We start from the raw sequence: 22,372 nt of genomic DNA on the forward strand, positions 1-22,372 counted from the left end.
CCCGGTCGGCTGCGTCTGCCTATTAACGGAAAGCAAAGAGACCATCCGGGTGGAAGCAGAATGCCGAGGCGACTTGAAGGTGAGTTTGACTACATTGTCGTCGGAGCCGGCACCGCGGGCTGCATCGTCGCCAACCGGCTGTCGGCTGTCCCGGGCAACCGCGTTCTCATCCTTGAAGCTGGTGGCGACGACAACTGGATCTGGTTCCACATTCCGGTCGGCTATCTCTTCGCCATCGGCAATCCGCGTTCGGACTGGATGTTCAAGACCGAGGCCGAGCCCGGCCTGAACGGCCGCTCGCTGGCCTATCCGCGCGGCAAGGTGATCGGCGGCTGCTCGGCGATCAACGCCATGATCTCGATGCGCGGACAGGCTGCCGACTACGATCATTGGCGCCAGCTTGGCCTGACCGGCTGGGGCTATGACGACGTGTTGCCGTTGTTCAAGCGCCTCGAGGATCACTTCCTCGGCGCCAGCGAGCATCACGGCGCCGGGGGCGGCTGGCGCATCGAGGCACCGCGGCTGTCATGGGCCATTCTCGACGCGGTCGGTGACGCCGCCGAGGAGATGGGCATCAAGCGCATCCCGGATTTCAACACCGGCGACAACGAAGGCACCAGCTATTTCCACGTCAACCAGAAGCGCGGCCGGCGCTGGTCCTCGGCGCGCGGCTTCCTCAAGCCGGCCTTGAGGCGCCCCAATCTGCGGCTCGAGAAGCACGTGCTGGTCGACCGCCTCATCATCGAGCAGGGCCGCGCCGTCGGCGTGCGCTTCATCCAGAACGGCGAGATCATCGAGGCGCGCGCAAAGCGCGAGGTGGTGCTCTCGGCAGGCTCCATCGGCTCGGTGCAGGTGCTGCATCGCTCCGGCATTGGACCGGCCGACTGGCTGTCGCCGCTCGGCATCGACATCGTCATGGACAAGCCCGGCGTCGGGCGCAATCTGCAGGATCACCTGCAGCAGCGCGCGATCTACAAGGTCGAGGGCGTGCGCACGCTGAACGAGACCTATTACAATCTGTTGCGCCGCGGCCTGATGGGGCTCGACTACGCTTTCCGCCGCCGCGGCCCGCTGACCATGGCACCGTCGCAACTCGGCATCTTCACCCGCTCGGATGCGACGCGCGCCCGCGCCAACATCCAATTCCACGTGCAGCCGCTCTCGCTCGACAAGTTCGGCGATCCCCTGCACCGTTTCCCTGCGATCACGGTGAGCGCGTGCAATCTGCAGCCGACCTCGCGCGGCAACGTGCGCCTTCGTTCGGCGAGCCCGGACGAGAAGCCGATCATCGCGCCAAATTACCTGTCGACCGACGACGACCGCCAGGTCGCCGCCGACGCTATTCGCACCACGCGGCGCCTGATGCAGCAGAAAGCGCTGGCCAAATATCGCCCCAGCGAATATCTGCCCGGTCCCTCCGTCGGCGACGACGATGCCTCCCTCGCGAAAGCCGCCGGCGACATCGGCACCACCATCTTCCATCCCGTCGGCACCGCGAAGATGGGCACGGCGAACGATCCAATGGCGGTGGTGGACGAGCGGTTGCGCTTCTACGGCCTCGACGGCCTGCGCATCGTCGATGCCTCGATCATGCCGACGATCACCTCGGGCAACACCAATACGCCGACCGCGATGATCGCTGAGAAGGGCGCCACGATGATCCTGGAGGATGCGAAGTAGCATCTTGCCACCATGATCGACCCGCACCGCTTCTCGATCGGCCCGGCCGAGGCCAACATCGCCATGCTGCAATGGGGCGAGAGCGGTAAGCCGCCTGCCCTGCTCGTACACGGCACCGGTTTCGTCGCCGACGTCTGGCACGAGGTCGCGCGCGAGCTCGCATCGACCTACACCGTCTATGCCCTCGACCGCCGCGGTCATGGTGCAAGCCACAAGCCCGGCGCCTATCACTTCCTTGATTACGCCGACGACATCTGCCGGGTGGTCGATACGCTCGATCTCCGCGACATCTACGGAATCGGCCACAGCGCGGGTGCGACCGATCTCCTTCTCGCGGCGAAACTCCTGCCCGGTCGCTTCGCGCGCCTGTTCGTGATGGAGCCGACCGTCATGGACCCGCGCGCGGCGCGCTCCGGCGGATTGAGCGAGGAATCGCTCGCCCGCGTGCAGGGCACGCTGCGCCGACGCGCCGAGTTCGACAGTCCCGACGCCGTGTTCGAACGTTACCGCGCAGCACCGGCGTTTGCGGATTGGACCGAAACCTCGCTACGGGCGTATGTGCGCCACGGCTTCGCGCCCCTGGATGACGGCCGTATCCGGCTCTGCTGCACGCCGGAAATCGAAGCCGCGATCTTGCTCCCCATCTACGAGGCGATGGAGCAGGTCTACATTGGGGATGCCCGCGGCAATCCGTTTGCCTCGCTCACCAAGCTCGACTGTCCGGTGCGCGTCACGACAGCGGCGAAGTCGGGTCCAATCTACAAGGAGATGGCGAGACGCGCTGTGTCGCTGATTCCGGGCGTGACCACGCGGGTTTTCGAGAATGCCGGCCACTGCGTCGCGCAGGAAGTGCCGGAGCACGTGGTGGAAGCCGTGCGCGAGTTTGCCGGGTAAGTTTCGGCCGCGGACGAGGCGGCCTGAGCGATCGTCTCTAGGCCGACCGTCGCACCGCGTTGTCCACCAGCGTCTTGCCGAGCGACCAGATCGCACCGGGGACCTTGTGGCTGCCGGCGATGACGTCGTCGAAGGCGCGCTCGATCCAGGCGCAGTCTTCCTCGGTGATGGTGAGCGGCGGCAAGAGCTTGATGGTGTGGCTGCCGTGGCCAGCGACTTGCGTCAGGATCTTGTGATCCTTGAACAGCGGCACGGTGATGAGCTGGCAGAACAGGCCCTTGTTGGCGGTCTCCAGCACGTTCCAGGAGGCCCGCAGGCGCAACGATTTCGGCGGGCCGAATTCGATGCCGATCATCAGGCCCTTGCCGCGGACTTCCTTGAGCAGCTCGTAGCCCGGCACCATGCGCGTCAGCGCGAGGCGCAGCTCGGCACCGCGCTTGGCGGCTGCATCGATCAGCTTCTCCGATTCCATGACGTCGAGCGTGGCGATGCCCGCGGCCATCGCGAGGTCGTTCTTGGAGAAGGTGGAGCCGTGCACCACCGCGCGGTCCATCTGGTTGAAGATCTTGTCGAAGATGCTCTTGCGCGTCAGCACGGCGCCGACCGGCACGTGGCCGCCCGACAGCGACTTCGACAGCAGCACCATGTCGGGCTCGACGTTCCAATGCTCGACCGCCAGGAAGCGGCCAGTGCGGCCCATGCCGGTCTGGATCTCGTCGGCGACGAACAGCGTGCCGTATTTCTTGCAGAGTGCGGCCGCGCCGGGCAGGAACTCGTCGCTGGGCATGTTGACGCCCTTGCCTTGGATCGGCTCGACGACGAAGGCGGCGACCTCGCGCGAGGCCAGCGCCTTTTCCAGCGCGGCCAGGTCGTTGAACGGGATCGCGGTGCAGCCCGGCAGCAGCGGCTCGAAGCCGGTGCGGAAATTGGCATCGCCGGTCAGCGACAGCGCGCCGTAGGTCAGTCCGTGATAGCCGTGCGCGCAATAGACGATGCCGGGACGCCCCGTCGCGCCGCGCGCGAACTTGATCGCGGCCTCGACGCATTCGGCGCCGGAATTGGCGAAGAACGCCTTGTCGAGATAGGGAACGTATTTCAGGAGGCGCTCGGCCAGCACACCTGCGAGCGTCGAGACGTCGAATTGGACGAGGTTGGGCAGGTCGGCATCGAGCACGCTCTTGAGCGCCTCGCGCATGACCGGATGATTGCGCCCGATCGCAAACACGCCGAAGCCGGACAACAGGTCGAGGTAGCGCGCGCCCTCGCGGTCGTAGAGATACTGCCCATGCCCCTTCTGAAAGCCGACATCGTAGCCGATGGTCTTGAGAACCCGGACGAACTGCTCGTTCAGATACCGGTTATGCAGGGTGCTGCGCTGGGCCTGACGGTCCGCGAATAGCTGAGACATGTCTGGATTTGGGCTGTGCATCCGCTACATACTTCGGTTGAGGGCGGTCTCGTCAACTGAAAACGGACCGTTGCTGAAAACGGTCTGTGCGGCCTTTTGCCCTTTTTCGGACCATCTTCGCAAGCACAGCTTTAGACCATGTTGCACTGCCAAGGAACACACATGCGTTTGGCCCTTTACACCGGACTAATACTGGCTGGCGGTTACGCCGGCCTGACGCCCGCGCTCGCCGCGGATCCGACCGGCGACTGGCGGGTCGCCGACGGCGTCGCCAACATTCGCGTCGCCCAATGCTATGGCAGCATGTGGGGCGCGGTTTCCTGGGAAAAGCAGCCCGGCGGACGCGACGAGAACAATCCGGATGTCTCGAAAAAGAACAGGCCGACGCTCGGCATGGCAACCCTGATCGACATGAAGAAGAAGCCTGGCGTCGACCAGTGGGAAGGACAGGTCTACAACGCCAAGGACGGCCAGCTCTACAGCGCGACCATTACGCCGGCCGGTCCCGACCAGCTGGAGATCAAGGGCTGCGTCATGGGCTTCCTCTGCGGCGGCGAAACCTGGACCCGGGTCGGCCCGCCGATCCCTTCGAGCCCTGCCAACGCCATGGCCAAGGGCGCAGCGAAATCCAGCGGCACTGCGCCGAAGCCCCAAGGGGGGCAAGCGGGGCAAGGGGCCCAAGCAGCCCAAGCCGGGAGCGGCACCACCACGCCTGCACCTGCTGCTCCCAAGGCCGCCGGCGCAGCCAAGCCCGGTCAGAAGGGCGCCGCCGACCCGGTCGGCGACATCTGCCTACTCCCTGAGATTGCGGGGTTTGCCCATTAGGGCCGGCTGGAACAGCAGCACGGCGGCGAGCGTCGTCACCAGCGAGAGCGCCAGCAGCTTGCCCATGCTGGACGTGCCGGGATGGCTCGACAGCCACAGGCTGCCGAACGCGGTCGCCGTGGTCAGCGCGCTGAAGAAGATCGCGCGCGTCAGGCTGGTCTGGAGCAGGTTCGTCCTGCCCGAGCGCCAGGCCACGACATAGTAGATCTTGAACGCCACGCCAACACCGAGCAGCAGCGGGAGCGCGACGATGTTGGCGAAGTTCAGCGGCAGTCCGATCAACACGCAGATCTCGAGCGTCACCACGCCGGCAACCAGAAGCGGCACCAGCGTCATCAGCACGTCGACGAAGCGACGGAGCGTGATCCACAACAGGAGCCCGATCACCAGCAGCGCATAGATACCGGCGTGGATGAACGCCTTCACGACGGTATCGCCGGATTTCAGGATCGAGACCGGCCCGCCGATCGCAGTCGGCTCGGCCTGGAGCACCGCTGCCGCAAATCTGCGCAGCGTATCGTTGTCGTTGGGATCGCCCTTGGGCAGCGCCTCGACACGGATGATGCCGTCCTTGCTCTTCCAGGCGCTGACGAGCTCGGGCGGCAATGAGTTCAGTGTGACGGGCCCGGCCTGCATCGCGTTGCGGAGCTGATCGAACACGATCTTCAATGGCGTGACGAACACGTCCTGCGCCTTGTTGCGTGTGGCCTCGTCGGCACTGGCGAGCTTTTCGAGCGCGCCGGCGAGACGGCGTGAGGCGACAGCGCCAGGGCCCTTCGCGTCGCCCGCCGTCCGGCGCAGATTGTCGACCGAAGATTTCAGCGATTCGACATTCTCCTGGTCCGTCGGCGCCGCATCGATCTGATCGGGGTTGAGGGCGGGATTCAGCACCTTGGCGCCCTGCGCGATGAGCTTCAGCTTCGGCGGCTGGTCCTGCGGCACGAAGCTGTCGAGCGACATCACCCTGAGCACCTCAGGCACCTTTTCCAGCTTCGCCTCGACCTGCTTCGCCTGCTCTTCCGACGTCGTCATCACGTTGACGGCATTGGCCCCGGTGTTCGGATCCTTGCGCAGATCGAGGAAGGTCGCGATCGACTCGGCGTGCGGATTGCGCAGGTTCATCGGGTTGAAGTCGAACTTCATGAAGTAGAGCAGCGGCAGGCCGCCGAGCGCGAGCAGCAGCGTGCCGCCGACGATCAGCACGCGGTGCTTTTCGAGGAAGTGGTCGAGCGGCGCCAGGAAGGCGTACCCGACCGGCTCCGGCTCGCCGGGCGGGTTCAAAAGCTTGAGCAGCGCCGGCAGCACGGTGATCGACGAGATGAACGCCACTAGCATGCCGACGCCGGCGATCTGGCCGAGCTCTGCGATGCCCTTGTAGTCGGTCGGCATGAAGCAGAGGAAGCCCGCGGCCGTCGCCATCGCCGCCAGCGACAGCGGCACCGCCGAGCGCTTGGCTGCCAGCACCAGCGCGCCGGCGAGATCGTCGTGCTTGTAGCGCTCCGAGCGGTAGCGGACGCTGTACTGGATGCCGAAATCGACTCCAAGGCCGACGAACAGCACCGCGAACGCAATCGACAGCAAGTTGAACGATCCGACCATCATCAGGCCGGCTGCTGTCGTGATCGCCAGGCCGACGAACAGATTGACGAACACCGCGAAGATGATCTTCGACGAATGCAGCGCGAGCCATAGGATGACCAGCACGACGAGAATCGTGCCGACGGCGTTGACGACAGCGCCCTCCTGAACGGTCGCGTATTCCTCGTTGGCGATCGGCACCGGGCCGGTCAGCCGCACCCGCGCTTGGTATTTGCCAGCAAAATCCAGATCCGCCGCCGCTTTCCGGATCGCGTCGGTCGCATCCTTGCCGGGCTCCAGCGCGTTGTAGTCGAGAATCGGCTTGAACTCGATGAAGGTGCGCTTGTCGGAGTCCTTGAGCGGCTCGTCGCTGACGAGTTCGCGCCAGGAGAAGCTGGCGTTGCCCTTGTTGAGCACGGTCTCGACTGTCTGCGCGATCAGGTTGAAGGGCCGCTCGGTGCTGTCGAGCTTGACCTGGCCCCGCTTGACGCCGGCAAGGCCGGTCTCCAGCGCCCCGGTCAGGCCGCGGATCGAGGGATCGCCGGCCATGATCTCGATCAGCGGCGCGGCGGCTTCGAACTGGCCGGTGATCTTGCCGACCTCCTCGGTCGGCAGGAACAACAGGCCGTTCCGCTCGAAGAACGCGCCGCTGCCGAGCTGCTGCATCGAGTGGAAGTTGGTCCTGTCGTCCTTCAGCCTGGCATAGAGCGCGTCTGCCGCGGCGCTCGCCATTTCCGGCGTCCTGGCCTCGACCACAGCGAGGATCATTTCGTTCTGATCGAACGCCTTGTCGAATTGCTGGTCACGCTGCCGCCAGTCCAGATTCTGGGCAATCAGCGAGTTGATATCGGTGTTGATGGCGAAGTGGCGCGCAGCGTAATAGCCCGCCCCCACCGACAGCAGGAGCCCGAGAACGACTACGAGGGAGGCAAACCGGGTGCAGGCCCTGACGATGGCAACGACGACGCTTTGCAGCACTTCTTTTCTTTCTGCGGTTAACAGCTTGCCGGAAACGCCCGCTGTTTATCGGAGTTCCCGGCCGAAACCTATTGCTGTTTTGGGTGGTTCTCGCCGCCAGAAGGTTCGAGGTAAACGGCGGGAGACCGTGGCAAAATCATGCGGGGCGGCCGGTATAGCCAGGGAGTTGAGGCGGGAACGTGACGAAGGACTATGCAGGAATGTCGCGCACGTAGGCATACCGCAATCCCTACTAAAATACCTCTGACGCCCCCCTCAGCGGTTCCACCTTCCCCTACCGCCGATTTTTTGACACAAAGTATTGCGCCTCCATGCGCCGGAGCCGTCCACAGGGGTGGGTGGCTACCGCAGGCGCGAACCAATGGTGCGGATATTGCAACTCATTGGTCAGTATCGGAGTGCCGCTTGGGGACTGCAAAGAGCGGATTGGTGCAACTTGCGTGAGGGGCGTCCAATGGAAGTTTATCTGGCGCAACCGCGCGGCTTCTGCGCGGGGGTGGTGCGAGCAATCGAAATCGTGGAGCGGGCGCTGGAGAAGTACGGCCCGCCCGTCTACGTGCGCCATGAGATCGTGCACAACAAATACGTCGTCGAGAGCCTGAAGGCCAAAGGCGCCATCTTCGTCGAGGAACTCTCCGAGGTACCGCCGAAGGCGGTGACGGTGTTCAGCGCCCATGGCGTCGCCCGTAGCGTCGAGGAAGAGGCCGCCGCGCGCGACCTTCCGGTGCTCAATGCCACCTGCCCGCTGGTCACGAAAGTTCACAATCAGGGGAAGCGCTACATCGGCAAGGGCCGCACCCTGATCCTGATCGGCCATGCCGGCCATCCCGAGGTCGAGGGCACGATGGGCCAGGTCCCGGGGCCGGTGCAGCTTGTCCAGAGCGTTGAAGAGGTTAAGGCGCTGACCCTGCCGGCGGATACGCCAGTGGCCTACATCACCCAGACCACCCTGTCGGTCGACGACACCAAGGACATCATCGCGGCCCTTCAGGCCCGCTTTACAGACATTCAAGGTCCGGATATCCGGGATATCTGCTATGCGACACAGAACCGCCAATCTGCGGTAAGGGATTTGAGCAAGCTGGTCGACGTGATCTTGGTGGTGGGCGCTGCCAACAGCTCGAACTCGAACCGGCTCCGCGAAATCGGCACTGAGGCCGGCGTCGCGAGTTATTTGATTGCCGACGGCAGCGAGCTCAATCCGGAGTGGTTGAAGGATGCCAGGACCGTCGGCGTCACGGCCGGCGCTTCGGCGCCCGAGGTACTCGTGGATGACGTGATCGAAGCGATGCGGCGGATCGGACCGGTAAAGGTCTCGGTGTTGCCGGGCCGCGAGGAAAACATCGAATTCCGGCTTCCGGCCCAACTGGCCGCGAGCTGACCCACCCGAATTAAAAAGCCCAGAAAGAAACCTGTAATGGCCATCCCGTTCTTCAAGGAAATGCGTATCGGCGGCTATTTGCTCAAGCAGAAACTGCTTGGCCGCAAGCGCTATCCGCTCGTGCTGATGCTGGAGCCGCTGTTCCGCTGCAACCTCGCCTGCGTCGGCTGCGGCAAGATCGATTATCCCGATGCGATCCTCAACCGCCGCATGACGGCGCAGGAGTGCTGGGACGCCGCCGACGAGTGCGGCGCGCCGATGGTCGCCATTCCCGGCGGCGAGCCGCTGATTCACAAGGAGATCGGCGAGATCGTGCGCGGCCTCGTTGAGCGCAAGAAGTTCGTCTCGCTCTGCACCAACGCGCTGCTGCTGGAGAAGAAGCTCGATCTGTTCGAGCCCTCGCCCTATCTGTTCTTCTCGGTGCATCTCGACGGCCTGCGCGACCACCACGACAAGGCCGTGTCGCAGAAGGGCGTGTTCGACCGCGCGGTGTCGGCGATCAAGGCGGCCAAGGCGCGCGGCTTCACCGTCAACGTCAACGCCACCATCTTCGACGGCCACCCGGCCGAGGAGATCGCCAAATTCCTCGACCTCACCACCGAGCTCGGCGTCGGCGTCTCGATGTCCCCGGGCTACGCCTATGAGCGCGCGCCGGACCAGGAGCACTTCCTCAACCGCACCAAGACCAAAAAGCTGTTCCGCGACGTCTTTGCGATGGGCAAGGGCAAGAAGTGGAATTTCATGCATTCCGGACTGTTCCTGGACTTCCTCGCCGGCAACCAGGAATACGAATGCACCCCGTGGGGCATGCCCGCGCGCAACATCTTTGGCTGGCAGAAGCCCTGCTACCTGCTCGGTGAAGGCTACGCGAAGACCTTCAAGGAGCTGATGGAGACCACCGACTGGGATTCCTACGGCACCGGCAAGTACGAGAAGTGTGCCGACTGCATGGCCCATTGCGGCTACGAGCCCACGGCTGCGACCGCAGCGCTCAACAACCCGCTGAAGGCGATGTGGGTGGCGCTGCGCGGCGTGCGGACGAGCGGCCCGATGGCGCCGGAAATCGACCTCTCCAAGCAGCGCCCGGCGCAGTACATCTTCTCCGAGCAGGTCCAGAAGAAGCTCTCGGAGATCCGCAAGGACGAAGCTGCGGCTGCGCAGGCGAAAGCAGCGCAGAAGGCGTCGACGGCAGCGTAAAACGCAGAGTCCGTAGCCCGGATGGAGCGCAAGCGAAATCCGGGATGGTCTCTCCATGTAGCAAGGCCCCGGATTACGCTTCGCTCCATCCGGGCTACAGACACCGAACGAAAAAGGCCCGGTCGCGCGACCGGGCCTTTTCTTTATTCTCAGATCGAAGACCCCGCTCACGCCGCCTTCGACACCAAGGCCTCGCTCTCGACGAACTCCGTCCCGATCAAATAGTCCCGGCAGCCGCGCAACGACCGCAGCGCGCGGTTGAAGTCGATGCCGGTCGAGACCAGGGCATGCAGCGTTGCCGGATTGCGCACGATGCCGCGCAGCACGGCTCCGAGGTCGATCTGGCCGTTCGGCTTGATCGCGGCGCGGGCGAGCGCCGGCAGCGCGCGGTGGGCGGGGTCGCTGATGACGCGGACGGCGGCGAAGGGCAGCCCGGCCTCGGCGGCGTAGGCCGCAGCGATGTGGCTTTCCATGTCGACGGCGGCCGCCCCGGTTTCGGAGTGCAGGGCCGCCTTGCAGGAGCGCTTCGTGACCACTTCCTCGGCACCGGCGAGGCTGCCGCGCACCACGCGGCGGCGGCCGGAGGTCAGGCGCTCGATCAGCTCGTCGCCGAGCGACAGGCCGGCGGCCCAGCGGGTGTCGCCGGAGAGCACCTCGGTCGCCAGCACGACGTCGCCGGAGCGCAAGCTCGGGTCGAGCCCGCCGGCCACGCCGAACGAGATCACGCCGCGAATCGTCTCAGGATCCACCACCGTCAGAAGCGCCCGCAACTGGGTCGGGCTGCTGGATGAACAAATGACCGCCATTCCGGGCCCGGCCGCAATGCGGGCCTCCTGAACCAATCCGGTCACGATCAGTATCGGCCGCGGGTCGATGGCCTGACCCGCGGTAACATAGTCCCCCGTCCCCAAAGTCACATTCCGACCCCTACCACCCTGCTGTTGGTGTTCCGCAAGTTCCGATACCGCGCCAACGCCCACAGCGGAAAGAACTTTGGGTAACCATGATAACGTAGATAGAACACGCGGGGGAAGCCTGTGGCGGTGTACCGCTGCTCGTCCCACAGTCCTTTTTTGTCTTGTGTTGCAATCAGGTACTCCACCCCGCGGGCGACGGCTGGGTGATCAACCTCGCCTGCCGCCATCAGGGCAAGCAAGGCCCATGCCGTTTGCGAGGCGGTCGAGGGGGCGGCCTCCCAACCCTTGTAGTCGAGCCGGTAGCTGACGGCGTCCTCGCCCCAGCCGCCGTCGTCGTTCTGGATCGAGGTCAGCCAGGCCGCCGCCTTGCGGATCATGGGGTCCTTGTGGTCGACGCCCGCCATGTTGAGGGCGCACAGCACCGACCAGGTTCCATAGATGAAGTTCATACCCCAGCGGCCGTACCAGGACCCCTCCGGGTGCTGGGTCTTCCGCAAATAGGCGACCCCGGCGGCCACCTGCTTGCTGGTCTTGGCGGTCTCACCGAGCTGGGCCAGCATCGAGATGCATCGCGCCGTGACGTCCTCGGTCGGCGGATCGAGCAGCGCGCCATGGTCCGAGAACGGGATGTTGTTGAGGTAATATTCGAGGTTGTTGACGTCGAAGGCGGCCCAGCCACCGTCGTCGCTCTGCATGCCCTCGATCCACTCCCGGCCGCGGGCGATCGCGGCGTCATAGCCGGCCGCACCGTGCTCCCGGCGCATGCGGTCCATCGACATCACCACCACGGCGGTGTCGTCGAGATCCGGGTAATGGGCATTGTTGTATTGGAAGGCCCAGCCGCCCGGGCGCACATCGGGCCGCTTCACCGCCCAGTCGCCCTTCAGCTCGAGCTCCTGCCTCGGGATCAGCCAGTCGAGGCCCTGCTTGGCGGCCGGCACCGCCTTGTCACCGCCGGCCTCCAGCAGCGCATGCGCGGTGAGCGTCGTGTCCCACACCGGAGAGACGCAGGGCTGGCAATAGGCTTCGTCGTCCTTGATGACGAGCAACTTGTCGATGCCCCGGCGCGTGATCGCGCGTGGCGGGAAGTTCTCGTCCTTGCCGAGGGCGTCGTACATCATGACGATGTTGGCCATGGGCGGATAGATCGCGCCCATCCCGTCCTCGCCGTTGAGCCGCTCCTCGGTGAAGGCGAGCGCGGTGTCGATCGCGCGCTTGCGCAGGCTCTTCGGAAACAGCGGCTCGACCACGCGCAGGATCGCATCTAGCGAACGAAACAACAGAAACCAGGCCATGCTCTGGTGCGGCGCCTTGGCGGTCATGCCGATCGAGCGCGGGTCCTGCAGGAACAATTCGTCGATGCCGACGCCCTTCGGATTCCTCGCGCGCGGCTTCAGCGCGGCGATCACCATCAGCGGCACCATCGTGGTGCGCGCCCAATAGGAGATCTTGTTGAGGTGGAACGGCGACCAGAACGGCAGCAGCACGATCTCGACCGGCAGCACCGGCACCGCGCGCCAAGTCAGCACGCCGTACATCGCCAGCGTGAAGCGGGTGAAGACGTTGCTGTGGATCGCCCCGCCACGCGAGCGGATCGCCTCGCGCGCGCGCACCATATGCGGCGCATCGACGGAATCTCCGATCATCTTCAGCGCGAAATAGGCCTTGACGCTGGCGCTCATGTCGAACTCGCCGTCATGCACCAGCGGCCAGCCGCCGTGGACGCCCTGAATGCGGCGCAGATAATTGCCGATCTTGGCCTCGAGCACGGCATCGACCGGCTCGGCCAGATGGTGCCGCAGCAGAATGTATTCCGCGGGAATCGTGGCGTCGGCCTCGAGCTCGAACACCCAATGGCCATCGGATTGCTGGAGGCCGAGGAGGCCCTGGGTGGCCGAGGCAATGCTCGATTCCAAGGCTTCGCGGTTGGTCGCGGTCACGGAATCCATGTCGCTCGATTGCTCCGATAGTCGATTGAAGTTGACCGGGACAATTGCCCCTTAGGCCGCCTCTCAGGATCCTTCGGCGGCCAAAACCAGATCGGCGGCGCGGTCACCCGACCGGACCGATCCCTCGATGGTTGCTGGCAGTCCCGTAGCAGTCCAGTCCCCGGCGAGAAATAGGTTTTTCAGCGCAGTGACCGGCCCGGGACGCAGGGCGTTCTGGGCCGGCGTCGCCGCAAATGTGGCGCGGCGCTCGCGCACGATCTGCCAAGGAGGCAGCTCACCGGACACACCTCCCGCCTGGCAGACCTCGTTCCAGATCGTCTGCGCCAGTTCCTCGCGCGGCATGTCGACCAGCCGGTCGCCATTGCTGATGGTCACCGACAGACGGTTCGGGAACGCGAACAGCCATTCCACCACGCCGCCGATCACGCCGAGGATGGGCGCCGAGCCCGGCGGCGGCTCAAAGCGGAAATGCGCGTTCACAATGGCGCGGAATTCGGTCGGCGTCTTCAGCCCCGGCAGCAGGTTGACTGCCGCGCGCGGCGGCACCGCCATCACGACGACATCGCCCGCGCCGAGCTGGATCAAATCCTCGCCGCCGAAATTCAGCGCGGTCACCTTGCCGTCCGTGCTGACGAACGAGCGCAGCTCATGGCCGAGCTGAACGGTGTGGCCACGCCCCTGCAGAAACTTCACGGCGGGCTCGATCAGAACCGCGCTGAGACCATCACGCGCGATCAGCGGGCGGCAGGCCTGCCCGCCCGCAAGCAGCGTCTCGCGCACGATTGCGCCGGCGAGCCCGGCCGAGCCCTCGGGCGGATCGACGTTGAGAGCTGCCAGCAGCAGCGGCTGCACCAGGCGCTGATAGAGGATGCCCTCGGTCGGAATCGACTTGCCGACCAGCGTCTCCTCCGACGCCCAGATCAGCGGCGCCAGCTTGAGATAATCGGAAAGGCCGGTGTCGGGCACGCGGCGGCTTTCGTCGAGCACCCAGGTCGGCCACCGGCCATCGCCGAGATCGATCTGCCAGCGCTGCCCGGTCTTGATATCGACGAACGGAAATTGCGCCCGCTCGGGGCCGACAAGGCCCGCCTCGGTGCCGATCGCGCGCGCATAGGCGCGCGCATGGCTGTTGCCCGACAGCAGCAGATGATTGCCGTTGTCGATGGTGAGATTGGTGGCGCCGTCGAAATAGGACCGGCAGCGGCCGCCGGCCTGGTGCGTCGCCTCGTGCACGGCGACCTTGAAGCCGGCATTGGCGAGCCGCACGGCGGCGGAGAGGCCGGAAATTCCAGCGCCGATGATGTGAGCTGTGTTTTGCATCAGATGAAAGCGTAACGGAGCAGGATCAGGATGCGCGTGATCTTCGACACACGCACCGGCTCGCGCGGCGCGGTGAAGCCGCGCGCGATCAGGAGGTCCAGAATGGAATGGTAGTATTTCGACATGATCCGCGGCGCGCGCACGGCGCGGCGCCTGTTGCGGTTCATGATCTCGTCCGACTTCTCGAAATGCACCTTGGCGCGCTGCGCCAGCGGCATGCAGACCTTCGGCAGCGCGCGCTCGGCGATCACGCGGTTCGGATCATCAGAGGTGATGCCGGCATGCAGCAGCGCCTCGCGCGGCAGATAGAGCCGGCCAAGGCCGGCATCCTCGTCGATGTCGCGCAGGATGTTGGTGAGCTGCAGCGCGCGGCCGAGGTGGTGTGCGAGCAGGATGCCATCTTCCTCGGGCATGCCGAACACGCGCACCGACAGCCGCCCCACGGCGCTGGCGACGCGATCGCAATACAGATCCAGCGTCGCCATGTCGGGCGCACGGATGTCCTGCGGCACGTCCATCTCCATGCCGTCGACGATGGCGAGGAAATCCTCCCGCTTGAGCCCGAAGGTCTTCACCGAGGCGACATAGTCCTTCAGCCGCGGCGGCGGATGGCCCTGATAGAGCGCGTCGATATCGTTGCGCCATTCCTGAAGTGCGGCGAGTCGCTCGTCGCGCGGGCCGTCGGAATCGGCGATGTCGTCGACCTGGCGGCAGAAGCTGTAGATCTGAAACATCGCTTCGCGCTGATCACGCGGCAGGATGCGCATCGCGGCATAGAACGAGCTGCCGGATGCGGTCGAGCCGTAATTGGCGCCGGGCGTGGTCGCCTCAAGCGTCATGGGCAGTCCCCGGTCTGGAAATGGCCTTGCGACGGATCGCACGGCGGCCCACTTCGCCGATGATTCCGGCGAGGCTGAAGGCGAGCAGCTCGAATTTGTTCAGATGTACGCGCTCCCGCAAGGGATCGCGTACCTTGAGCAGGCGCACGATGCGGTCGGCATAGGCCTGGATGACGGAGACGTCGACGCCGAGACGGAAATCCCGGATCTCGGCTGCGAGCGACCTGCCCTCCCCGAGCAGCGCCTCGTTGCGTGCGGCGAGCGACTGCAGGCAGGCCAGCATCGCCGGCGGCGACTGCGCGAGACCGAGCTGCTCGACGGAGGCGCCGTGTGCTGCCAGCGCATCGCGCGGCAGATAGACGCGATTGAGCTCGCGATAATCCTTGCCGCAATCCTGCAGGTGATTGTTGATCTGAAGGCCCGCGCAGAGCGCGTCCGAGGCGGCCCATGTCGAGGTGCTCTCGCCGTGAACGTCGAGCATGAAGCGGCCGACCGGCATCGCCGAGTAGCGGCAATAATGGATGACCTCGTCCCAGGTCTCATAGCGCAGCTTGGTCACGTCCATGCGGAAGGCGATCAGCACGTCGAGCGCATGACGCGGCGCCATGCCGCGCTCGGCGAGCGCGCGGCGCAAGCTGACGGCCTCAGGCTGGGTGTCGCCCTTGCCGAGCAGTTCCGCCTCGAGCAGATCGAGATAAGCGAGCTTCTGGTCGGCGGGTAGCGTCGCGTGGTCGGCGATGTCGTCGGCTGTGCGGACGAAATTGTAATAGGCCAGGATCAGGGCGCGATGACGCGGATGAATGATCCAGGACGCGACGGGAAAATTCTCGTCGCGGTCACCCTTGCCGGATCGCAATTCGCTCGCAGAGGTCATCGAGGGCTGGTTTACAATCGTTTGGACAGGAAGGGCTTTTTCGCTCGGGCGGGCTCACGCCGGCGACGCCGCCGCGGCCCCCATATAGGGGAATACGGCCGCAAAACCAATCCTGTCCGTCGATGGCTGCCCCTTCGGATTAGGCCCGGAAAAGCGGCCGAGGGCCGCCTTTCTGGGCCAATGGCCGAGTTTATTGATTGTGGTTCTTCAGCACCTGGTCGCAGGCCTGCGAGATCTTGGCCCGGTTCTCCTTGAGGCAGGCCAGGATGGTGAAATCGCCCTGGTCGATGACCGGGCGGCAGAACTTCTGCACATCGCGGGTGCAGGCCTTCTGCTCGGCCTCCGTGCCACGCCCTTGCTGGGCGAACGCCGTCGTCGAAAGGGAGGCCGACAGCAGGGTGAGAGCGACGAGAAGATTGCGCATTGTATTCCTTCATTCTGACGGCAGAATCGCACCGATCCCGGACTGCGCAGGGCGGATGGCCGGAGCGGATTGGTTCTGATGGCAAGTCGCCGCTTGTAGCGGCCTCAGAGAAGGCACAAGCACTGGCAAATGCGGCCAAATTGGCGCCGCCCGCGCCGAATCAGGTCTTCCCCGCGCCTTCATTGGCAGATGTAAGGGCTTGATACTACGTCATAATTCTGGAGCATCGCGTTTTAATGCAGACCTGTTGCCGCGCTGCATCTCTTCGCCCGTCGTCGGCTGCCGGAAACATGACGAAACGCGGCAAATCGCGGCCCTGGAAGCACGGCGGGGTCGCGTGAACCGCCGTCTCTGGCCGCCAGGCTTTGAACCTGCGACTTGCTCGGAGTACTAAACTTTCGGTGTGGCGAGACGTTCTCAATCGAAGCGAACGTCGTTCCAAAACGGGATATTCGAGATGACATTCTTTGGGCGATCTGGACTGGCAATCAAGGCGGCCGGCATCGGGGCGGCGCTGCTCTTCTCGGCATCGGCAAGTCATGCTCAGTCGTCCGGACCGTTTGCCGGTTTCGACGGCGCGTGGACCGGAACCGGCACGGTGTCGCTGTCCGACGGCTCCACCGAGCGCATTCGCTGCAAGGCGGACTATAAGGTCGCCGGCAGCGGCCTCAACCTGAAGCAGGCGCTGAGCTGCGCCTCCGACAGCTACAAGTTCAACCTCACCAGCGACGTGACGAGCCAGGGCGACCGCATCTCCGGCAACTGGAGCGAGTCCAGCCGCAACATCTTCGGCAATCTCCAGGGCACCGCCGGCGGCGGCCAGATCGAGGTCTTCGTCGAGGCCAACGGCTTTGCCGCCAACCTGTCGCTGCGCACCAACGGCACCAAGCAGACGGTGCAGATTTCGTCCAAGGGCGAGATCCGCGGCGTCAACATCACGATGACGAAGGGCTGAAGGCCTTTCGCACGCAATGAAGAACATGCCCCCGGTTCTCGCGAGCCGGGGGCTTTTTGCTGACACGAACTGACCGGCTGGATTTGCTGAGATGGAGCCGATCCGCAGACATCTGCTGAAGGCCGCCGGGCTCTTCGTGGCCAGCCGCGCCTTCGCCAGCGAGCAGCAGGGGGCGAACATGCAGCCTTCGTCCGTGAAGCCGCGTCACGTGCTCTGCTTCCTCGGCAAGAATGAAAGCCTGCTGCATCCGCCGAAGGCGGTGGCGAAGACGATCGCCGATTTCGGCTTCGAGATCGACCGCACCTATTCGCAAGCCAAACCCGATCCGCACATGGAGCGCTCTTTCGGTGTGTGCTGGGACCGCGTCTTTCCGAAAGCGTGGTCCGAGGCGGACGAAATGGCCGTACTCAATCACAAAGCGGTCCTCTACGTGCTGAGCCCGCCGATGGAGCAGCACAAGACGGTCGCCTATTCAGCTGCCGCCTTGCGAATTGTCGAGGAGATGATCGAGGCCGGCGCCACCGCCGTGAAGGGCGAAAGCGCGGGCGTTGCCCACGGCCTCGCGCGATGGCGGCAACTGGCCCGGGAGTGCAAGGCCGCCGCGAACCCGAGCCAGGGCCTTGTCACGGCAGCCATGGCCCGGACCTGCCGCCTCGCCTTCGCCAAGCGGCCGCTCGCCGGCGACACCTACAACGAAAGCGTCGGCTTCCACCTCGTCGGACTGCCGGATATCTATGTCGCGCGATCGCGCGGCAGCGACCGGAACGCAGCGAAGCTGATGGACGAGATCGCGGAGGCAATGGCCGAGCGCGGCACCGAGGCAACGCTGCGCGACCGCAAGCTCGCGCTGTCGCGGGAGCAGGACTACGCCGAGGGCGACTTCAAGTTCAATCCCTACGGGATCGTTCGCGTCGAGGCGTGAGCCGAACCGCGCCGGATCAGTCCTTTCGCGCGATGCATTCGCAGCGGCATCGGAAATAGACCGCGTCCGGATCGCGTTCCCAGGCCTCCCATCCGGCAAGCGCGGCCCGGATCTCATCGTCTGTCGCGAGCCGCCTGGCCACGAGTTGCGGTCCGAGCCCCAGCAGGCTCCGCTGCGCATCGGCAACGGCCTCGCTGCGGCTCTGCGCATCGGCACTGTGGTTGACGTAGCTCGCACCAGCCCAGACCGGCGCGAAGCCGTGGGCTCGGAGGATGGAGCCCTGACGGCGCCCGAAGCGAAGCGCCTCCGGATCGTCGTGCTGGTACCAGCGTTGCCAGAGATCGAGCGCGAGCCGCACGCCGTCGATTTCAGGATGAAGAACGTTGCCGCCGACATCGGCATCGCGCGTTGCGACGAGACCGCGCGGCTTCAGCACGCGGCGCGCTTCGGCCAGCGTTCGCGCCAATATCTCCCGGCTCTGATGGTAGAGCACCGCGTGAAAGAACACGGCGTCGAACGTTCCATCCGCGAACGGCAGCGCCGTCATATCGGCTTCGACAAAGGCCTGATTGGTCGAGCCCGCCGCCGACACGAGCCGATTGGCGGCGGTAATGGCCGTCGGCTCGATATCGAGGGACGGCCTTTTCGACGTGGTCCGCCAGCGCTGCCGTAATGGTGCCGGGCCCGCAGCCCGCGTCGAGCAGGGTCATACCCGATGTCAGGAACGGGACGAAAAAAGCAGCTGAATCACCGCCTCGCTTCTGTTGAAACGCCACGATGGAGCCGTCGTACTGCATGATTCGTCCCCGACCGGAACTCCGGCGCAGTCATTCAGACTGCGCCGAGTGTCCGGTGGATGAAGCCACTCAGATCGCCTGCTTGTCCGGGCCGTGCAGCTTGGCGTGCAGATTGATCAGCCACATCGCCGTCGGCCGGAGGATGAAGAGGTCGGCGACGAGCGCCATCACCATCGAGAAGGCGCTGAGCCAGCCGAATAGCCGCAGCGACGGCAGGTCGGAGAACACGGTGACGACGAGGCCGCAGGCCAGCACCACCGTGGTCAGGATCAGCGCCGGTCCCACCAGCACGGTCGCCCGCTCCACCGCCAGCGCCGAGCCGACGCCCGGCTTGTTCTCCAGCCGCAGGCGGTTGAGGAAGTGGATGGTGGCGGAGAGGCCAAGTCCGAACGAGACGGTCAGCGCGACCACGCTGGCGAATTGCAGTCCCTCGCCCATCGCCCACAGCACCGTGCCCGACATCACCACCGGGAAGATGCCCGGCAGGATGCAGGCGAGCGTCACCACCCAGGAGCGGAAGGCGAGGCCGATGAAGATCGCGACCAGCGCGAATTCGATCGTGAGGCCGTGGTTCAGCTTCTCGATCATGTTGGCCGAGTTGCGCGCGGCGATGGCGGCGAGACCCGTCACGGCGATCTCATAGCCGGGATGCTTCTTGCGGACGGCGTCGAGCTCGGAATCGAGCTTGTCGACGATCGGCAGGAGCTGGCTGGAATCCTTGTCCGGCACGCGGCCGGCCACCACCACGGCGTCCTGCTCGGCGTCGATGAAGCGCCGCACCAGGTGCTCGGGGATGACGCTGACATATTCTTTCAGCGTCGCGACATCGGCACTGCCGGCCTTCTCCGCCAGCCAGCGGCGTAGCGTCTCCAGCGACCACACGTTGCCGACCCCTGCGGACTTCTCGACCGTCGCATGCACCTCGGCGATGGTCTGGAGCGTTTGCGGTGAATAGAGCGATTCACCCTTGGGGAACACGATCAGCACGTTGACGGGATTGGCGCCGGTGAGCTTGGCATCGAGCCGATCGCTGGCAGCAACCGCCTGGCGCTTGTCCGGCACCTGGTCGGCGAGCCGGTAGCGCGGCTCCAGATTGGCATAGATGACGCCGAGGCCGCCGACGAACAGCACCGCGATCAGGCTGAACAGGCCGGGCCGGCCGACCATGCGCACCGCGATCCAGTAGCAGAAATTGCGCAGCGCCTGGACACCGGCGTCCGCACCCTGGAACTTGACCGCGAAGACCTTCTCGTTGCGCACGAACAGGACGCCGAACACCGGCACCAGCGACAGCACCGCGACCAGCGCGATGATGGTGGCGGCAAGGCCCGCCTCCCCGAACTTGCGGATCAGGTCGGAGTCGGAGAACATCAGCGCGATGAAGGAGATGCCGGCGGTGCCATGCGTCAGCACGCAGGCCGGGCCCACCACCAGCACCGCGTTCTTGAACGCGGTGAACTTGTCCTGGCCCGCGATCAGCCGGTCGCGCGCGGCGAAGGTGAGCTGCATCGAGTCCGAGAAGCTGATGACCATGATAAGCGGCGTCATCACGTTCAGGAACATGTTGAGGTTGAAATTGGCCCAGCCGAGCGCGCCGAGCGCCAGCAGAATCGCGATCATCGGCGGGAATGCCGCGGCGATCATGAACGAGATCTTGCGGAAGAAGATGATGGCGATGATGCAGCCGGCGAGGATGCCGAGGATGTTGTAGGTCAGCCCGTCACGCTCGACCGCATTGCGGATCTCGAGCTGCATCACCGGCACGCCCGAGAGCTGCACGTTGAGCCCGGTGTCGCCGAGATCCTCCTTCATCAGCGCGCGGATGTCGCCGACGGTCTTGGTCAGCTTGTTGGAGCCGACCACTTCGGGATCGAGCGACAGCACGATCAACGCCAGCGTGCCGTCCTCCGACAGCAACTTGCCGCGGATGATCTCGTTGTTCTTGACGGTCTCGATGAACTTGTCATAGGCCGCGCCCTCGGGCAGCTCGGCCGGGAACAGGGCCGCCGGCAGCTTGCCGGGGGCCGGCGCCTGGCGCGCCGAGAACAGCGAGACCAGCCCGCGGGTGCCTTCGACCAGCTGCAGGTCGGTGACGAAATCGCGCAGCTTCTCGAGGTTGCTGCGTTCCAGGAGGGTCTTGCCCTCGACCACGACGAGGACATCGAACTCCTCCGCCGGGAACTTCTTGGTCACCTCTTCGTACTGGCGGAATTCGCGGCTGTCGGAGCGGAACAGCTGCGACAGCGAATCGTCGATCTTGATCCGGTAGATCCCGAACACCGCGCCGACGATCAACGCGAGCAGGACGATGCAGGAGACGATCGGGGCCCGAACGGCGATCAGCCCGAGCCGCTCCAGCCCGAAGGCGATGGAGGACGTAGGTCCCTGCTCGACCTTGTCGACATGAACCTCATTCTCGCTGTGCTTTTCGAGCATGCCTTATCCAGTTCCTAAATCGGCTCGGCCTTGCGAGCTTATCGCGCCGCGCGAACGGCTTGAAAACGCCATACCAATGGGAGGCTTGCCCTTTGAAAATGCGCGGAAAATCGCCGGCAGCGGTTTAGCAGGTCAACAGGTCTTTTCGCAAGCAGGCCCGGCGCGGCCGAATCGATCAGAAAAGTGGCGATCCGGGCTTGGAATGACCGTCATCCCGGCGAGGATGTGCCAATCTGGCGCGGCGCGCGGTCCGCACTCTCGTCCTTCAGCGCCACGCCGGTGATCTCCCGGGCCAGCCCCTCGCGGACCAGCCAGGCGATCTTGAACGCCGCCTCCTCGTGGCTCAACCCGGCGTGATGGATGTTGGAGACGCAATTGCGCTCGGCATCGGTGCGGCCGGGCCTCGGCGCAAAGGTCAGATAGGCGCCGAGGCTGTCGGGCGCGGACAGGCCGGGCCGCTCGCCGATCAGCATCACGACCATGCGCGCACCGAGAATGGCGCCGATCTCGTCGCCGAGCGCGACGCGCGCGCCCGATGCGACGACGACATGGCGAACCGCGACAGCATCCCCCTCCGCAAGCAATGGCAGCAGGCGCCTCACCACGATCGCCGCATGGCTATGGACCGCCGCCGCGGACAGGCCGTCTCCGATCACGACCGCGAGCTGGCACGGCGCCGAGATGCTTCGTGCCAGACGCTGGGCCGAGCCGGGGTCGAGCTGCCGTCCCAGATCCGGCCGCCGCAGATAGTCGCTGCGATCGACCGCCCGGCTCCTCACCTCGGTCGCGGCAACACCGAGCGCGTCGAGATCGGCGATGAGACGCGGCGTATCGAAGGCGGCATGCACGGCATCGCGGGCGCGGGCATGATCCAGCGTAAAATCGAGCAACGCCTTCGTCGGCAGGCTCGCGCCGCTGCGTCCCAGCGCGACGCGCGCAGGCGTGAACGACTGCAAATCGAGGGTCGGACGGCGCGGCAGGGCCGGGTCAGACATGGG

General features: G+C 65.2%; 17 protein-coding genes and 1 pseudogene. 7 read left to right on the forward strand and 11 right to left on the reverse strand.

The annotated features are described in order from the left end of the window. The first annotated feature begins 60 nt into the window (after window positions 1-60). Both ACM43_RS30985 and ACM43_RS30990 read left to right on the forward strand, forming a co-directional pair. On the forward strand, window positions 61-1,680 hold the full coding sequence (locus tag ACM43_RS30985) for a GMC family oxidoreductase (RefSeq protein WP_271545271.1): 1,620 nt from the start codon (window positions 61-63) through the stop codon (window positions 1,678-1,680). A gap of 12 nt (window positions 1,681-1,692) precedes the next feature. Next, complete coding sequence (locus ACM43_RS30990; RefSeq protein ID WP_271545272.1) at window positions 1,693-2,574, forward strand: alpha/beta fold hydrolase; 882 nt, start codon at window positions 1,693-1,695, stop codon at window positions 2,572-2,574. Between the two features lie 37 nt (window positions 2,575-2,611). On the opposite strand, the gene hpnO is transcribed toward ACM43_RS30990, so the two are convergent. Next, on the reverse strand, window positions 2,612-4,003 hold the full coding sequence (hpnO, locus tag ACM43_RS30995) for an aminobacteriohopanetriol synthase HpnO (RefSeq protein WP_128262664.1): 1,392 nt from the start codon (window positions 4,001-4,003) through the stop codon (window positions 2,612-2,614). Window positions 4,004-4,144: 141 nt separating this feature from the next. On the opposite strand from hpnO, the gene ACM43_RS31000 reads away from it, so the two are divergent. Further along, entirely contained in the window at window positions 4,145-4,807 is a 663-nt protein-coding gene (locus ACM43_RS31000; RefSeq protein WP_271545273.1) for a DUF2147 domain-containing protein, read from the forward strand. Here ACM43_RS31000 and ACM43_RS31005 read toward each other — a convergent pair. Then, a complete protein-coding gene (locus tag ACM43_RS31005) occupies window positions 4,775-7,363 on the reverse strand; it encodes an MMPL family transporter (protein ID WP_271545274.1) in 2,589 nt (862 codons plus the stop codon). The two genes, ACM43_RS31000 and ACM43_RS31005, sit on opposite strands and share 33 nt — an antisense overlap. A gap of 454 nt (window positions 7,364-7,817) precedes the next feature. Here ACM43_RS31005 and ispH point away from each other — a divergent pair, with 454 nt between their 5' ends. Both ispH and hpnH read left to right on the forward strand, forming a co-directional pair. Beyond that, window positions 7,818-8,744, forward strand: a complete 927-nt coding sequence (ispH, locus tag ACM43_RS31010) for a 4-hydroxy-3-methylbut-2-enyl diphosphate reductase (protein WP_157281381.1) — start codon at window positions 7,818-7,820, stop codon at window positions 8,742-8,744. Window positions 8,745-8,780: 36 nt separating this feature from the next. Continuing rightward, window positions 8,781-9,941: an adenosyl-hopene transferase HpnH gene (hpnH, locus tag ACM43_RS31015; protein ID WP_128262668.1), complete on the forward strand. Its 1,161-nt coding sequence runs from the start codon at window positions 8,781-8,783 to the stop codon at window positions 9,939-9,941. 167 nt (window positions 9,942-10,108) lie between these two features. Here hpnH and ACM43_RS31020 read toward each other — a convergent pair whose 3' ends face one another. From ACM43_RS31020 to ACM43_RS31045, 6 genes are all read right to left on the reverse strand, one after another. Beyond that, window positions 10,109-10,858, reverse strand: a complete 750-nt coding sequence (locus tag ACM43_RS31020) for a phosphorylase (protein WP_271545275.1) — start codon at window positions 10,856-10,858, stop codon at window positions 10,109-10,111. Further along, on the reverse strand, window positions 10,855-12,807 hold the full coding sequence (gene shc, locus ACM43_RS31025) for a squalene--hopene cyclase (protein ID WP_271545276.1): 1,953 nt from the start codon (window positions 12,805-12,807) through the stop codon (window positions 10,855-10,857). Before shc ends, ACM43_RS31020 begins: the two co-directional genes overlap by 4 nt. A 63-nt stretch (window positions 12,808-12,870) precedes the next feature. Next, window positions 12,871-14,127, reverse strand: coding sequence for a hydroxysqualene dehydroxylase HpnE (gene hpnE, locus ACM43_RS31030; RefSeq protein ID WP_271545277.1), 1,257 nt, complete (start codon window positions 14,125-14,127; stop codon window positions 12,871-12,873). After that, on the reverse strand, window positions 14,127-14,966 hold the full coding sequence (gene hpnD, locus ACM43_RS31035; RefSeq protein WP_057027142.1) for a presqualene diphosphate synthase HpnD: 840 nt from the start codon (window positions 14,964-14,966) through the stop codon (window positions 14,127-14,129). Before hpnD ends, hpnE begins: the two co-directional genes overlap by 1 nt. Beyond that, window positions 14,956-15,840 carry a squalene synthase HpnC gene (hpnC, locus tag ACM43_RS31040; protein ID WP_271545278.1) on the reverse strand — a complete coding sequence of 295 codons (885 nt, stop codon included), beginning with the start codon at window positions 15,838-15,840 and terminating at the stop codon, window positions 14,956-14,958. The genes hpnD and hpnC overlap by 11 nt, the downstream gene beginning before the upstream one ends. A 190-nt stretch (window positions 15,841-16,030) precedes the next feature. After that, on the reverse strand, window positions 16,031-16,264 hold the full coding sequence (locus ACM43_RS31045; protein WP_157281370.1) for a hypothetical protein: 234 nt from the start codon (window positions 16,262-16,264) through the stop codon (window positions 16,031-16,033). Between the two features lie 457 nt (window positions 16,265-16,721). Here ACM43_RS31045 and ACM43_RS31050 point away from each other — a divergent pair, with 457 nt between their 5' ends. Then, the gene (locus ACM43_RS31050; protein ID WP_157281367.1) at window positions 16,722-17,219 is read left to right on the forward strand and encodes a hypothetical protein; all 498 of its coding nucleotides are present in this window, start codon (window positions 16,722-16,724) and stop codon (window positions 17,217-17,219) included. A 91-nt stretch (window positions 17,220-17,310) separates the two neighbouring features. Next, the gene (locus ACM43_RS31055) at window positions 17,311-18,141 is read left to right on the forward strand and encodes a hypothetical protein (protein WP_271545279.1); all 831 of its coding nucleotides are present in this window, start codon (window positions 17,311-17,313) and stop codon (window positions 18,139-18,141) included. Window positions 18,142-18,157: 16 nt separating this feature from the next. On the opposite strand, the pseudogene ACM43_RS31060 reads toward ACM43_RS31055, so the two are convergent. From ACM43_RS31060 to eutC, 3 genes and pseudogenes are all read right to left on the reverse strand, one after another. Next, window positions 18,158-18,781, reverse strand: a pseudogene (locus ACM43_RS31060) (class I SAM-dependent methyltransferase); the annotation flags it as partial. Between the two features lie 226 nt (window positions 18,782-19,007). Then, window positions 19,008-21,374 carry an efflux RND transporter permease subunit gene (locus ACM43_RS31065; protein WP_271545280.1) on the reverse strand — a complete coding sequence of 789 codons (2,367 nt, stop codon included), beginning with the start codon at window positions 21,372-21,374 and terminating at the stop codon, window positions 19,008-19,010. 209 nt (window positions 21,375-21,583) lie between these two features. Continuing rightward, window positions 21,584-22,369: an ethanolamine ammonia-lyase subunit EutC gene (gene eutC, locus ACM43_RS31070; RefSeq protein WP_271545281.1), complete on the reverse strand. Its 786-nt coding sequence runs from the start codon at window positions 22,367-22,369 to the stop codon at window positions 21,584-21,586. Window positions 22,370-22,372 lie beyond the last annotated feature (3 nt).

Origin of the sequence: Bradyrhizobium sp. CCBAU 45321 (genome assembly GCF_028128975.1) — a bacterium.
Classification (GTDB): Bacteria; Pseudomonadota; Alphaproteobacteria; order Rhizobiales; family Xanthobacteraceae; genus Bradyrhizobium; species Bradyrhizobium yuanmingense.